Source organism: Halorubrum sp. AD140 (genome assembly GCF_034497445.1).
Classification (GTDB): Archaea; Halobacteriota; Halobacteria; order Halobacteriales; family Haloferacaceae; genus Halorubrum.
In genome coordinates this window covers 1-14,308 of the sequence record NZ_JAXRUU010000070.1, presented here as the reverse complement: position 1 = coordinate 14,308, position 14,308 = coordinate 1, and the positions used below count along the sequence as shown (strand labels likewise).

Annotated in this window: 13 protein-coding genes, 1 tRNA gene and 1 pseudogene; 9 read left to right on the top strand and 6 right to left on the bottom strand. The window is 67.7% G+C overall.

What is annotated here, in order from left to right; genetic code table 11:
* On the bottom strand, window positions 1-1,121 hold a 1,121-nt coding region (locus U4E84_RS14320; RefSeq protein ID WP_322532792.1), incomplete at its 3' end, for an amidohydrolase.
* 126 nt (window positions 1,122-1,247) lie between these two features.
* On the opposite strand from U4E84_RS14320, the gene U4E84_RS14315 reads away from it, so the two are divergent.
* On the top strand, window positions 1,248-2,234 hold the full coding sequence (locus tag U4E84_RS14315) for a D-2-hydroxyacid dehydrogenase (RefSeq protein WP_322532791.1): 987 nt from the start codon (window positions 1,248-1,250) through the stop codon (window positions 2,232-2,234).
* Between the two features lie 15 nt (window positions 2,235-2,249).
* On the opposite strand, the gene U4E84_RS14310 is transcribed toward U4E84_RS14315, so the two are convergent.
* Window positions 2,250-3,431 carry a M24 family metallopeptidase gene (locus U4E84_RS14310; protein WP_322532790.1) on the bottom strand — a complete coding sequence of 394 codons (1,182 nt, stop codon included), beginning with the start codon at window positions 3,429-3,431 and terminating at the stop codon, window positions 2,250-2,252.
* 227 nt (window positions 3,432-3,658) lie between these two features.
* On the opposite strand from U4E84_RS14310, the gene U4E84_RS14305 reads away from it, so the two are divergent.
* The 7 genes from U4E84_RS14305 (at window position 3,659) to U4E84_RS14275 (ending at window position 11,629) form a co-directional block, all read left to right on the top strand.
* Window positions 3,659-5,326 carry an aldehyde ferredoxin oxidoreductase C-terminal domain-containing protein gene (locus U4E84_RS14305; RefSeq protein WP_322532789.1) on the top strand — a complete coding sequence of 556 codons (1,668 nt, stop codon included), beginning with the start codon at window positions 3,659-3,661 and terminating at the stop codon, window positions 5,324-5,326.
* A gap of 130 nt (window positions 5,327-5,456) precedes the next feature.
* Entirely contained in the window at window positions 5,457-6,827 is a 1,371-nt protein-coding gene (locus tag U4E84_RS14300) for a nucleotide sugar dehydrogenase (RefSeq protein ID WP_322532788.1), read from the top strand.
* Window positions 6,817-7,758, top strand: a complete 942-nt coding sequence (locus U4E84_RS14295; RefSeq protein ID WP_322532787.1) for a glycosyltransferase family 2 protein — start codon at window positions 6,817-6,819, stop codon at window positions 7,756-7,758. The genes U4E84_RS14300 and U4E84_RS14295 overlap by 11 nt, the downstream gene beginning before the upstream one ends.
* Window positions 7,755-8,792: a DUF354 domain-containing protein gene (locus U4E84_RS14290; RefSeq protein WP_322532786.1), complete on the top strand. Its 1,038-nt coding sequence runs from the start codon at window positions 7,755-7,757 to the stop codon at window positions 8,790-8,792. Before U4E84_RS14295 ends, U4E84_RS14290 begins: the two co-directional genes overlap by 4 nt.
* On the top strand, window positions 8,789-9,901 hold the full coding sequence (wecB, locus tag U4E84_RS14285; RefSeq protein ID WP_322532785.1) for a non-hydrolyzing UDP-N-acetylglucosamine 2-epimerase: 1,113 nt from the start codon (window positions 8,789-8,791) through the stop codon (window positions 9,899-9,901). The genes U4E84_RS14290 and wecB overlap by 4 nt, the downstream gene beginning before the upstream one ends.
* Before the next feature lie 305 nt (window positions 9,902-10,206).
* A complete protein-coding gene (locus U4E84_RS14280) occupies window positions 10,207-10,830 on the top strand; it encodes a glycosyltransferase family 4 protein (RefSeq protein WP_322532784.1) in 624 nt (207 codons plus the stop codon).
* Window positions 10,823-11,629 (top strand): AAC(3) family N-acetyltransferase, encoded by an 807-nt coding sequence (locus U4E84_RS14275; protein ID WP_322532783.1) that lies wholly within the window; start codon window positions 10,823-10,825, stop codon window positions 11,627-11,629. Before U4E84_RS14280 ends, U4E84_RS14275 begins: the two co-directional genes overlap by 8 nt.
* Window positions 11,630-11,689: 60 nt before the next feature.
* On the opposite strand, the gene U4E84_RS14270 is transcribed toward U4E84_RS14275, so the two are convergent.
* Window positions 11,690-13,051, bottom strand: a complete 1,362-nt coding sequence (locus tag U4E84_RS14270; protein ID WP_322532782.1) for an aspartate aminotransferase family protein — start codon at window positions 13,049-13,051, stop codon at window positions 11,690-11,692.
* 34 nt (window positions 13,052-13,085) lie between these two features.
* Here U4E84_RS14270 and U4E84_RS14265 point away from each other — a divergent pair, with 34 nt between their 5' ends.
* Entirely contained in the window at window positions 13,086-13,322 is a 237-nt protein-coding gene (locus U4E84_RS14265) for a hypothetical protein (RefSeq protein ID WP_322532781.1), read from the top strand.
* On the opposite strand, the gene U4E84_RS14260 is transcribed toward U4E84_RS14265, so the two are convergent.
* From U4E84_RS14260 to U4E84_RS14250, 3 genes and pseudogenes are all read right to left on the bottom strand, one after another.
* Window positions 13,322-13,395 (bottom strand) — tRNA-Thr (locus U4E84_RS14260). The two genes, U4E84_RS14265 and U4E84_RS14260, sit on opposite strands and share 1 nt — an antisense overlap.
* Before the next feature lie 68 nt (window positions 13,396-13,463).
* Window positions 13,464-14,006 carry a GNAT family N-acetyltransferase gene (locus U4E84_RS14255; protein WP_322532780.1) on the bottom strand — a complete coding sequence of 181 codons (543 nt, stop codon included), beginning with the start codon at window positions 14,004-14,006 and terminating at the stop codon, window positions 13,464-13,466.
* 142 nt (window positions 14,007-14,148) lie between these two features.
* Window positions 14,149-14,308, bottom strand: a pseudogene (locus U4E84_RS14250) (CBS domain-containing protein); the annotation flags it as partial.

Genomic DNA, 14,308 nt, shown 5'->3' with positions numbered 1-14,308 from the left:
ACGCGCTCCATCAGGAACGTCGCGTCCTCGCTCGCGCCGAAGTCCGCGGCCGGGAGCACGGTGTCGATCCCGTCGACGCCCTCGGCGACCTCGGTCACCAGCGCCTGTAGCTCCGGGTCGCTGTCCGCGCGCGGCGACTCGCTCACCACGTCGACGGTCCCGCGGCAGCCGTGCATCGTCGCGGCCGACCGCACGACGGTCTCGAACCGGCGTTTCATATACTCCATCAGCTCGGTCGTCTCGCCGCGCGCCTCGGCCTCCATGGACGCGTGCTCGGCGATGACGTTGCTCGCCGTGCCGGCCTCGGCCTTCCCGATGTTGACCCGCGTCATCCCGTCGGCGTGCCGGGGGATCCCGTAGGCGTTCACGATCGCGGTCCCCATCGCCTGCATCGCGTTGTCGCCCTCGTTCGGCGCCTTCCCCGCGTGCGCCGAGGTCCCCTCGATCGTCGCGTCGAGGTGCGCCATCGCCAGCGGTTTCTCGATCCCGGCGACTACCTCGCCGGTGGGATGATCGAGGCCGACGTGGACCGCGAGCAGGTAGTCGAGGTCGTCCGCGAACTCGCTTTTCGCCATCGGACACCCCCCGCCGCCGGTCTCCTCGGCCGGCTGGAAGAACACGACCAGCCGCCCGGCGAAGTCGCTTTCGGCGATCGCCTCGAGGACCGCGAGCCCCCACGTCATGTGGACGTCGTGGCCGCAGGCGTGCATCGTCCCGTCGATCTCGGAGCGGAACCCCTCGTCGACGGGGTCGTGGTCGGGGTCGGCCGACTCCTCGATGAACAGCCCGTCGATGTCGACGCGGAGCCCGATCGCCGGCCCCTCGCCGCGGTCGAGCACGGCGACGGCCCCGGTGTTCCCGCCGGTCATGCGGTCGAGCAGCTCCGCGTCCGCGCCGTGCTCGCGGGCGCGCTCGATCCACGGGTCGAGGTCCGCTTCGGGGACCGCCATGCGGTCGGCCGGGTCGTACGCGTCCGGGCCGATCGCGAGCTCGTCGACGCCGATCGAGCGGAGCTCGTCGACGAGCGTCGCCGTCGTGAGGAACTCGCGCCACGCCGGCTCCGGGTGGCGGTGGAATCGTCTGCGGACGCTGGCGAGCCGATCGCGGATCGGTTCGTTCATGAGTGTCACCCTCTCGCTCGACCGTCTTAATTGTACACAATTGTCGTTAACGAGAGGTACACAAAAAGGATAAGAGAACGCCCCGTGAGGATCCCCCAACGCGTCGTCTCGGCGCGCCCAGACCACATGAGCACACAACAGACCGCCGATCCGGACGTCGTCGTGTTGCGGGAGGGAACGGAGGGGCTGTCGATGGCCTCGTACGCGGACGCGCTGCGCGAGCGTCTCCCGGACCGGACCGTCGCGCTCGCTCGGACGCCCGCCGAGGAGCGCGAACTCGTTCCCAAGGCCCGGGCCGTGACCGGCATCACGCTCGACGCCGACCTCATTGAGCGCGCCGACCGACTGGAGCTGTTCGCGTGCACGTTCGCCGGCACCGACCACGTCCCGACCGACGCGTTGCGTGAGCACGGCGTCACGGTGACGAACGCCGGCGGTATCCACGCGCCGGGCATCGCCGAGCAGACGATCGCCAACATGCTCGTGTTCGCGCGGAACCTCCACGAGGGGTTCCGCCGGAAGGCGAACGGCGAGTGGCGCCACTTCCAGTCGCGCGAGTTCACCGACAGCACGGTCACCGTCGTGGGGCTCGGGTCGATCGGGCAGGCGGTCGTCCAGCGGCTCGCGGGGTTCGAGGTGGAGACCATCGGGATCCGCTACACGCCGGAGAAGGGCGGCCCCACCGACGAGGTGCTCGGGTTCGACGACGACGACGTCCACGAGGCGTTCGCCCGGAGCGACTACGTCGTGCTCGCGTGCCCCCTCAACGACCTGACGCGCGGTATGGTCGGAGAGGCGGAGCTGGCCACGCTCCCGCCCGAGGCGGTCGTCGTCAACGCGGCCCGCGGCGGGCTCGTCGACACCGACGCGCTCGTCTCCGCGCTCCAGACCGAGGGGATCCGCGGCGCCGCCCTCGACGTGACCGACCCCGAGCCGCTCCCGTCGGACCACGTGCTCTGGGACCTGGAGAACTGCCTCATCACGCCGCACACCGGGGGACACACCCCCAAACACTGGGACCGCCTCGCCGACATCGTCGCGAGCAACGTCGCGGCGCTCGACGCGGACGAGGAGTTGGAGAACGCGGTCGCCGTGCCGGAAGGAGACGGCTGACCGCCGGAGCCCCGCTCAGGCGGTGAACAGCTCGCGGGGGAAGTCGGCCAGCGTCTCGACCCCGGTCGACGTGACGCGGAACGTCTCGCTGATCTCCATGCCGATCTCGTCGGTCCAGATCCCGGGGATCATATGGAACGTCATGTTCTCCTCGAGGACCGTCTCGTCTCCGGGGCGGATGCTCGCGGTGTGTTCGCCCCAGTCCGGCGGGTAGCCGAGCCCCATCGAGTAGCCGATGCGGTCCTCCTTCTCGAGACCGTAGCGCGCGATGGCGTCTCGCCACGCCTCCTCGACGGTCTCGCATTTGACGCCGGGCTCCGCGGCGTCCAGCGCCGCTTCGATCCCCTCGACGACGATCTCCGCCGTCTCCCGCAGCTCCGCCGGCGGATCGCCGACGAACGTCGTCCGAGCCAGCGGCGAGTGGTAGCGGTGGCGACAGCCGGAGAGCTCGATGATCACCGGGTCGCCGTCCTCGAACCGTCTGTCGGTCCAGGTGAGGTGCGGGGTCCCGGTGTGGTCGCCCGACGGCATCAGCGGGACGATCGACGGGTAGTCGCCGCCGTACTCGTCGGTCCCCCGTATCAGCCGGTCGTAGATGGCGGCGGCGACCTCGTACTCGGGAACGCCCTCTTCGATCGCGTCGAGGCCGGCGCGCATCGCGTTCTCGGAGATCCGGGCCGCCTCGCGCATGTACGCGAGCTCCTGTTCCGACTTCTTGATCCGGACCCAGCCCACGAGCAGCGTCGCGTCCTCGAACTCGGCGTCCGGGAGGTTCTGCCGGAGCCGCGTGTACGACTTGGCGGTGAAGTAGGCGGCATCCATCTCCAGGCCGACGCGCCCGTCGGCGACGCCGAGCTCGTCGAGGACGCCGGCGACGAAGTCCATCGGGTGGAGGTCGTGCGGCGACTGGACGTGGTCGTCGCTGTACGCGCGGATGCTGTCGTCGGACAGGTGGGTCGTCGCGCGCGCACCGCCCTCGTCCATGTCGCGGCCGATCCACACCGGCTCGTCGCGGTCCGGGGTGACGACGACCGCCTGGTGAACGTAGAACGACCAGCCGTCGTAGCCGCTGAGGTAGTTCATGTTGGCCGGGTCGGCGACGACGATCGCGTCGAGGTCGCGCTCGCGCAGCCGCTCTCTGGTCCGGTCCACCCGCCGCTCGTACTCGGCCGCGTCGAAGATGTGTTCCCGTGGCATGATAACAGGGCGTGTACGAAGCCGATCTCTCAGCAGCCGCATAACTTTTTCGTGTACATTGAGAACGGATTCTGTGTACGATTTTCCGGCGTCTCCCGGTGCATCGCCCCGTATCGCCGCGGAATCGAGTCCAGCGCGGACTCACGAAAACCCGGTCGAGAGCGCGTGAGAACACCGCTTCGCCGTCGTGGTCGGGTTTTTTGTACGCCGTCCACGGATATCCGCACATGCTACACAGCACCGGACCGCTGCTGTCGATAGACGTCGGCGAGCGGACGACGTCCGAGACGGACGTCACGGAGGTTCAGAAGCGATACGTCGGGGGGCGGGGAGTGGCGACGCGGCTGGCCCACGAGCGGATCCCGTTCGACGCGGACCCGCTCGGGCCGGAGAACAGGGCCGTGTTCACCACCGGACCGATGCAGGCGTCCCAGATGAGCTTCACGGGACGCACGAACTGCACCGCGCTGTCGCCGCTGACGGACGGGCTCCTCTCCTCGAACGCGGGTGGCTTCGTGTCTCGACACCTCGCGGCGACGGGCTACGGGGCGATCGAGCTGGCGGGCGCGAGCGACGAGCTGGTCGTCGTCCACGTGCGCGACGACGGCGTCGAGTTCGAGCCGGTGCCGGACCTCGCCGGGGCGACCGTCTCGGAGACGGCCGGCTATCTCGACGAGGAGCGCGACGTCTCCAGCGACCGGACGGTCGTCATCGGACCCGCGGGCGAGAACGAGGTCCGGTTTGCGTCGATCATGACGACCGAGGAGCGCGCGTTCGGCCGGGGCGGCCTGGGCGCGGTGCTCGGCTCGAAGAATGTGAAGGCCGTCACATTCGGCGGCGACTCGGCGCCGGACCTCGAGATTTCCGCGACCGCGAACGAGGTTCACCGCGAGGCCGCCACCGAGGACCACATCATGAAAGAGCAGGGGACGGTGGCGGTGATGGACCTCGCGAACGAGATGGACGGGCTGCCGTCGTACTACTTCTCGGAGCGCTCCTTCGAGGGCGTCGAGGGGATCAACGGCGCCGCCGTCGCCGAGAAGAAGTACAAGAAGGCGACGTGCTCGGCCTGCGCGTTCGCCTGCAAGCTCCCGACCCGCGACGAGGAGCGCGGCGTCGAGACCGAGGGCCCCGAGTTCGAGGTGGCGATGGCGTTCGGCTCCAACTCGGGGGTCGACGACATCGTCGACGTGATGGAGTCGAACCGGCTGTGCGACGAGTACGGCCTCGACGCCATCTCCGCGGGCAACACGATCGCCGCCTACCTCGCGGCCGAAGACGAGTTCGGCAACCGCGAGCTCATCTGGGACCTCGTCGACAAGATCGCCCACCGGGACGGGGTGGGCGACCGACTCGCGGAGGGGATCGGCCGGGTTCACGAGGAGCTCGGCGTGGGGAACTGGTCGGTGAAGAACATGGACTTCGCGGCCCACGAGGGGCGGCTCCTCCACGGCCAGGCGCTCTCGTACGCGGTCGCGAACCGTGGCGCAGACCACATGTACGCGACGTTCTACTCCGTCGAGTACCCGCTCGTCGAGGAGGACGAGGCCATGGAGCCCGCGGGGTTCGCGGGGAAGGCCGAGCGGCTCGTCGAGCGCGAGAACCTGATGGCGCTCAACGACAGCGGCGTCGTCTGCAAGTTCTCCCGGGACTTCATGACGCCCGAGCGCTACGAGCTCCTCTTCGACGCCGACTTCGAGGAGCTGCTCGCGGCGGGCGCGCGGACGGTGACGCTGGAGCGCCACTTCAACAATCAGCGCGGGATCGACGGCGACGACGACAGGCTCCCGTACGAGGAGGAGCTCCCCGGGCTCGACGACGCCATCGACGACTACTACGAGGTCCGCGGGTGGAACGAGGACGGGACCGTTCCGGAGTCGACGGTTCCGGCGTAAGGCATACGGGGGGATTCGTTCCCGTTCCACTCGACATTTCTGATAGTTTTTCAGCTACCCCTCCGAAGACTGCGAATTTGGAGTTATCCGGTCCATAACAATTTATGGATATACTAACCGGCCGAACGAAATGGCCGAATCAAGCGATGTAGACCAGTCAACATCCGCTCAACGGGCCCAACATCACAGCCCCCCGTCAGTGTGCGTCGTCGGCGTCGGTACCGTCGGTCTACACGAGGCACTCGCGTTCGAAGAAGCCGGTCACGACACGGCCGGATACGATATTGACGTGGAACGAATCCGCGCCTGTCGCCGGGGGGAGGACTCGACAGGGGCAGTCGACGAGGACCGGCTCGCTCGCAGCGAGTGCCTGTTCACGATGGACCCCACATGCATCGAAGCCGCGGAGTACGTCATCGTCGCCATTCCCACGGCGACCGACGACGGCACCCCCACCATGGAAAGCGTCGCCGCTGCCGCCGAAACCGTCGGCCACCACATCGTTCCTGAAACGACTGTGGTCCTCGTTTCGACCGTCTACCCGGGTGCGACCGAGCAGGTGTTCGTTCCGACGCTCGAAGCAGCGTCCGGTCTGGCGGCAGACACGGACTTCTCCGTCGCACACGCACCCGTTCGACTCTCGCCCCGGACCGACGGCTCAACGGTTATTCCGGAAACCCGACTCGTCGGTGCAGACTCGGCCGCGGTCGCCGACGAGGTCGCCGAACTGTTCGAGCGCGTCGTCGATACCGTTCACGTCGTCGACACCATCCGCGCGACGGAGGCAGCGAAGTGCGTCGAAAACGTTCAACGAGACGTCAACATCGCGCTCGTCAACGAGCTCGCGCACCTCCTGGGAGAAATGAATATCGACACCCGCGCAGTCCTCGATGCCGCCGGCACGAAGTGGAACTTCCAGCAGTACGAACCGGGACTTGTCGGTGGTGAGTGCGTCCCAATCGCCCCACAGTTCATCATGGAACGGGCCCGCCGTGCCGGCGCGACGCCACGCCTCCTCGAACATGCCCGAGCAGTCAACGACCGGATGGTCGACCGCGTCACCGAGACGACGGTCTCGGCCCTCGCCCACCGTGCCGACCGCCGTCACGGTACCGAACCCACCACCCCCACTGACCCGGCGACGGTCCTCCTGCTCGGTCTCTCGTACAAACCAGATTCCAGCAGCCTCGAAGCGACCCCAGCGAAGTCGGTGGCCCGCCGGCTCGAGCGACGCGGCGTCCGCGTCGTCGGCCACGATCCCCTCGTCGATGCAGACGCCGCTGCCGACGCTCTCGACATCGACGTTCTCCCGTCCATGGAGGGGGCAAAGGCCGACGCAGTCGCCATCTTGGTCGACCACAGCGCGTTCGCCTCACTCACTATCGACGACATCCGGAAGGGAACGAGTCCCGTTCCGGTCGTCGTCGACCTGCCCGGTGTCTTCGACCCGGACTCCGACCACGCGACCGTCATCTACCGGGACGTGAGCGATGTATCGTGAACACTCGGTCGCGATCGTCGTTCCCGCCTACAACGAACGCGGATTCGTCGGGTCCGTCCTCGAAGCGATGCCCGCGTACGTCGACCGGGTGTACGCCGTCGACGACGCCTCCACGGACGGGACATGGACCGAGCTCCTCACCGTCGCGGACGGTGACGCGTCGCGGGACGAGCAACAGCCATCGGCACTCAATGCACGCACCGCCGCCACGAGACAGAGCGGCCCTGTCGTCGCGTTCCGGCACGCCCGCAATCGGGGCCCCGGTGGCGCCATCAAGACGGGGTACCTTGCAGCACTCGGAGAGGGCTTCGACCTCATCGCAACGATCGACGGCGACGGACAGATGGACTTGGCGCTCCTCGATCGATTCTTAGACCCACTCATCGACGGCTTAGCCGACTACACGAAAGGCTCTCGCTTCGAACGATCCGACGACGTGGAGGGAATGCCGGCCTTCCGGCGGTTCGGAAACACTCTTCTCACACAGTTGGCTCAAGCGGTGATTGTGGATAAATCCCTCACAGACCCCGTAAACGGCTATACGGCGATCACTCGGCAAGCCCTCCGGAGCATCGACGTGCCCGAACTCTACGAGGGGTATGGGTACGGAATCGACGTTCTCGGGCGGTTGGACGTGAACGATTGCCGCGTCGTCGACATCCCCCATCCGGCCTCGTACGCGGACGAGACGAGTTCGATACGGTATCACACGTACGTCCCCCGAGTGTCCTATCTCCTCGCGGCCACTGCGCTCCGAAAACCCCGGCGGAAGCACTTCCTCCCCGGAATGGGTATCTCGGGAATACTTGAGCTATTCCGCTTTGGACCGCCACTGGCTCGTATCGCCGACCGGACAGAGGGGACGGAAGAAGGGTCGGTCGCTCATTCGTCCCAAGATCCTCCCGAGAGGAACGGAGACGATTCGGCATGAGAGTGCTGTTCGACGTAACTCATCCGGCGCTCGTCCACTTGTTCAAACACCCGATACGGGCCCTCGAGGAACGGGGAGAGCGCGTCCACATTGCCTCGCGGGAGAAAGACGTCACGACGAGTCTCCTCGACGCGTACGGGATCGACCACGTGGCGCTCACCACGGCAAGCGGTGGCCCCCTCTCCCGGCCGCGGGAGTTCCTGGTCCGGGAACTTCGATTGGTGCGGCTCGCCCGATCGCTTCAACCCGACGTTGTGGTCAGTCAGGTTGACCCCGCTGCGGCGCACGCAGCCCGTCTGTCCGGCGCCCGATGTCTCGTGTTTGACGACAGCGAACCCGAGTGGGCAGCGGCCGCACTCACGCACCCGTTCGCGGACGTCGTCTGCACACCAGCGACATTCGAGCGGGAGCTCGGGGCGAAACACCGCCGATATGCCGGCTACCACGAACTCGCGTACCTCCACCCGGACCGCTTCACACCCAGCAGGGACCGCCTCGAGCGTGCCGGCGTGAACCCCGACCAACGGTACTTTCTCGTCCGGTTCGTCTCCTGGAACGCCCATCACGACGCGGGGCAAGCGGGCTTTTCTCCGTCAGCGAAGCGCCGACTGATCGACACTCTCGCGCGACACGGAACCGTCTACATCTGTAGCGAAACATCCCTCCCACCCGACCTGCGTCGGTACCGACTCCCCGTCTCACCCACTCTCGTGCACGACGTGCTCGCGTTCGCCGATCTATACGTCGGCGACTCACAGACGATGGCGACGGAGGCCGCGGTCCTCGGCACGCCAGCCATTCGTTCGAACTCCTTCGCGGGTGACGACGACATGGGGAACTTCAGGCACCTCGAAACCGAGTACGGACTCATCCGGTCGATCGGAGACGAAGACGAAGCCGTGCGGCAGGCCGGCGCGTTCGCACTCACCCCACCAACCAAAACGTGGCAGCGACGGCGCGAGCGGCTGCTCGATGAGACCATCGACGTCGCGTCGTTCGTCCTCGACACCATCACGGAGGTTGGAGCTCGATGAAGGTTCTCTCGGTCGTCGGAGTCAGGCCCGAGTTCATTATGGCGATGCCCGTCTCACGCGTGCTCGCCCACGAGCACGAGGAGGTACTCGTTCACACGGGCCAGCACTACGACGACATGCTCTCCGACGTGTTCTTCGAGGAACTCGCCCTCCCGGCTCCGGCGCACGAACTGGGGGTTGGATCGGCTCCACGACCGAAGCAGGTCGCTCGGATCCGGTCACGGCTCGCCGAGTGCCTGTCCGCCGAGAAACCCGACGCAGTCGTCGTGTACGGCGACACGAACTCCACGCTGGCCGGCGCCCTCACCGCGAGCGACCACGACACGTTCCTCGTCCACGTAGAAGCAGGCGTCCGCAGTTTCGACCGAACGATGCCGGAGGAACGGAACCGACGGTTGGTCGACCAGTACGCTGACCTCCTGCTCACGCCCACGCCGGAAGCCGCCCAAACCCTCCGCGCGGAGGGCGTGTCCGGAACCGTTCACCACGTCGGCGACGTCCGACGGGACGCGTTCGAACTCGTTCATGGGGCCGACGAGACCTCGGCAAGCGTCCATGATCGCTGTAACCACGATCCCGGTGACTACGCCGTGGCGACTATCCATCGCGCAGCGAACACCGACGATCCCGCGGTCCTTCGGTCGCTCGTCCGTGGTCTCGCCGGAAGTCGACCGCCGGTTGTGCTCCCCGTGCATCCCCGTACCGAGCAGCGACTCCGCGAGTACGGCCTCGACACGTGGGCAGACACGCGGATTACCACTGTCGACCCCCTCGGGTATCCCGCGTTCTTACGCCTGATCAGCGGCGCAGGCTGCGTGGCGACTGATTCGGGCGGCATCCAACGCGAAGCGATGCTGGCGGGGACGCCGTGCGTGACGCTTCGAGCGACGACCGAGTGGCCCGAAACCGTTCGAGAAGGATACAACCGTCTCGCCGGGACGGAGGCTCCGGCAGTGCGGCGCGCGATCGACGCGTCGTTCCGGCGATCGGTGGACCCGCCGTCCCTCGACACGCCTGTCGCTCCCCGTATCGTGGAGACGCTAGAGGCCGCGATGAACACCGCACGACCGGTGGCAGAGAGTACGACACCACCGCAGATGATGGACTGATGCGGGTGCTGAGTCTCACCCCGAGTGCCGATTCGAACTCGTACGCCCGGCGGCGCGACGCGCTGGCCCGTCTCGGCGTCGACACGACAACGCTGAGTCCGTCAGGGCGCCACGTCCCCGGCGAATCTTCTCGGTCGGCCGTCGATTACGCGGCCCTCTATCCGCGCGTGTGCCGGGAGTCGCGACGCGATTACGACCTCGTCCACGCGACGCAGGGCGTCGTCGCACCGCTTGCGCTCGCCCAGTCTATTCGGCCGGTCGTCCTCTCGCTCTGGGGGACTGACCTTTTCGGACGCCTCGGTCCGGTGACCCAGTGGTGTGCCAAGCGAGCGTCGGCGGTTGTCGTGATGTCCGCGGAGATGGACCGTCACCTCGACGCCGACGCCGCAGTCATTCCGCACGGCGTCGATCTCGACCAGTTCCGCCCCCGGAACCAGGCCGCCGCCCGCGCCGAGCTCGGATGGGCGGACGACACCGTCTCCGTGCTCTTCCCGGCGCATCCAGCCCGTCCCGTGAAGAACTATCCGCGCGCCGAACGTGTCGTGGCCGCGGCACGCGACCGCCTATCCGACCCCGTGTCACTCGAAACCCTCAGTGACGTCCCGCACCAGGCCGTCGAGACCTACATGAACGCGGCCGACGCCCTGCTTCTCACGTCACATCACGAGGGCTCGCCGAACACGGTCAAGGAAGCGCTCGCCTGCAACCTCCCCGTCGTCTCGACGCCCGTCGGCGACGTCGCCGACCGTCTCGACGGTGTCTCTCCGTCCGCCGTCTGCGAGACCGACGACGAGCTCGTCGGCGCGCTCACTCGCGTCTTGCGCGAGCGAACTCGCTCGAACGGTCGCGGTGCCGTTCGCGAGCTCACGCCGGAGCGAATGGCCCGCCGCCTCCGTGCGGTGTACGACGACGCCTGCAGTGATGGATAGTCCGTTACAGCGGACGCGCATCGGCCTGCATGCCGGCCGATCACTGATCGCGGAGCGCCTTCGGAGTCGGGTTCGACGCGTCGGCTCGCTCGAACCGGGGACGCTTGAGACGATCTTCGCCGCCCACCCCGCGGAGACCGTGTTTGTCCACGTCGGTCTCAGCGACGTCAACGCCGCGCTCCCGGGCGATCCGTACTGTCACGTTCGGAGCGCACTCACCGAGCAGTACGAGAACGTCCTCGTCCCCGGCTACACACCGTCGTTCCTCGATACCGGAGTGTACCACCGGCAGTACTCTCAACCCGCGTTCGGAACCTTCGCTCGCCGCTTCCTCGAGGACGCGACGTACCGCACCGCGGATCCGGTCTACTCGATTCTCGTCGACGGCGACTACCGGTTCGACGACTGCTGCTCCACGGAGAGTTTCTCACGAGAGAGTTGTTTCGCAAAACTCGACCGGGACGACGTGCTATTTGTGAACGTCGGCACCGACGGCTTCCGGTGTTCGCACCTCCACTACGTGGAACGATGTGCGGACGTGCCTTACTGTACCGTCTCCGACCACGAGGGCGTCGTCTATCACACTCCGACGGAATACGAGATGGTCTCGCACGCGTGTCCCACGGACGACCTCTACAGACGGTACAACCGGCCGAAGCTCGAACGTGTACTTTCGGACGCTGGCGTCCTCACGGCATACGACTGCAACGGTCTCTCCGTCCGCTTCTGTCGCGCCCGAGATATCCGAACCGTACTCGAACCTAAACTCGAAGCAGACCCCTACTACCTCGTCACCTGATGGGTCGATACGTACACTCACGGCCGGGTCGTCGTGACGTGCGTGAACCAGACCGCGCCGTTACTCCGCGGTCGCCGCGATCGCGTCCGCGATGACCTCGGTTCCGACCTCCGCCTGCCGCTGCGTCAGGACGAGCGGCGGCAGCAGCCGAACGACGTTGCCGTACTGGCCCGCGGTCCAGACGAGCACGCCGTGCTCGTAGCAGTACTGCTGGATCGCGTCGACGCGGTCGTCGTCCGGGTCGCCGTTCGCGTCGACGAACTCGGCACCGACGAACAGCCCCTTCCCGCGGACCTGGCCGAGCCCCGGATCGCCCTCGCCCGCGTCGCGGAGGCGGTCGCGGATCCACGCGCCGACCTCCGTCGCGTGGTCGAGCAGGTCGTGTGACTCGATGTACTCGATCGCGCGCAGTCCGCCGACCATCGCGGGAACGTGTCCTCGGTAGGTGCCCGCGTGGTCGCCCGGCCCCCACGTGTCGAGGCCCTCGCGGTAGAGCGTCCCCGAGAGCGGCTGGCCGTTGCCGCCGAGCGCCTTCGCGGTCGTCATCACGTCCGGCGTCACGTCGTAGTGCTCTGCCGCCCACCACTCGCCGGTGCGGCCCATCCCGACCTGGATCTCGTCGAACACCAGCGGCAGGTCGTTCTCGTCGGCGATCTCGCGGAGTCCCGAGAGGAACCCCTCGGGCGGGACGACGACGCCGCCCTCCCCCTGTATCGGCTCGACGAAGATGCCCGCGGGGTCGGTGAGCCCCCCGTACGGCTCCTCGACGATCGCTCGGACCTCCTCGAGGGCGCGGTCGACCGACTCCTCGGGGTCGCGACCCTCTCGGAACGGGTACGGGAACGGCGCGTGCACCACGTCGGGGAGCAGGGGCGCGTACGGCTTCTTGAACTTCTTGTTCGACGTGATGCTCATCGCGCCGCTCGTCGCCCCGTGGTAGGAGTTCCGGAACGCGAGCAGCCCGTTGCCGCCCGTGTTGTACTTCGCGAGCTTGATCGACGCCTCGACGGCGTCGCTGCCGGTGGGGCCGCCGAAGACGACGCGGCTGTCGCCCGCGAGGCTCCCGGGCGCGATCTCGTCGAGCTTCTCAATCAGGTCCAGCCGCGGCTCCGTCGGGAAGTCGACGGAGTGGGTGAGCTTGTCGATCTGCTCGTGGACGCCCTCGTTGACGTACGGGTTCGCGTGCCCGACGTTGTACACGCCGATGCCGGCGAAGAAGTCGAGGAAGACGTTGCCGTCGGCGTCCTTCAGCGTGGCGCCGCGACCCTCCTCGAACGCGAGCGGGATGTCGTTCGGGTACGCGACCGCGCTGCTGTCGACGTCGCCCTGTCTGTCGAGGAGCCGCCGAGAGGTGGGGCCGGGGACCCGGTCGACGCTCGGTTCCTCCGCGAAGTGCAAGTCGTGGATTGGCGGTCCCGCCATACGCTCACCCATACAATACGCCCACATATGACTGGTGCAACCAGCAATCAATGACTGTGTAAACGAAATCTGTTTCCAATCCGGCGAGATCGCGGCTTCCCTCCCGCTCGAACGGTCGGGCCTCTCGGCTGCGCGTCGATCGATCCCCCTCGTCGAAGCGGTCGACCCTCTCGTCGAAGCGGTCGACCCTCTCGTCGAAGACGGCGTCTACGGTCGGAGGCGTCCGAAGGAAGCGACCACCGACCGAAACGGACCACGGCGCGAGAAGTAAGCCAGGGCAGGGATTCGAACCCCGGAAGTCTCGATTACAAGTCGAGTGCATGAACCGCCCATGCTCCCCTGGCGCAGGCGGGCGTACTCGCGCCTCGTATGAGTGCGTGTCGCTTTCGGCGAGCGTGACGCCGTCCCGCGGTCACTCGGTTCCGGCGTCGTCCGCGCGGCCGTCCCGGGAGTCGCCCGCCCCCGACAGCGACTTCGTCAGCTCGACGCGGTGACAGTCGTAGCCTCGGCCGGCGTAGAACTCGCGGGCCCGGTCGTTGTCGGCGAGCGCCTCCAACGCGACCGTCTCGGCGCCGGCCTCGGCGAGCGCCCGCTCGGCCGCCTCCAGCAGCTCGGCGCCGATCCCCTCGCCGCGACGGTCGGGGACGACGAACAGGTTGCTCACCGTGCCGCGGGTCCGCTCGCGCTCGTACCCCTCGCGATCGAGAGAGAAGCCCACGAACCCGATCGGACTCTCGTCGCTGTCGCCGTCCCGGGCGACGAGCAGCTCCCCGGTGACGACCGACCGCGAGACCCACTCGCGCACCGCGGCGCGGTTCGGCTCCGCGAGCAGCGTGGAGCCGTGGCGGCGCTGCCCCTCGGCCAGCGCGATCCAGAGGTCGGTGACCTCGTCGACGTCGCCGACGCTCGCGGGCGTGATCGCGGCGGCGGTCCCGAGCGGCTCGTCGTCGCCCATGCAGTCGCCCGTTCGGGTCGTCGCGGCATGAGGCTACCGCCGGTGCGGGACCGACAGGAGAAAGGACGGTCGGCACCGTCGCGAGACGGGCAGGGGAACCGGCGCTCGGCTGCGACGCGGCCAGACTCGGTCGACGTCGGCGTCACACCTCGCGACACTCCGGGCAGACGACCTGGCCGTTGGCGGTGACCAGGTCGGGGACGAGCGAGCCGCAGCTCTCGCAGACCCCCTGCGTCGGCGACCCGTCGGCGTCCGTCGCGGACGCCTCGACGGCGGGGTCGACGCCGCCGTCCGACCCGAGC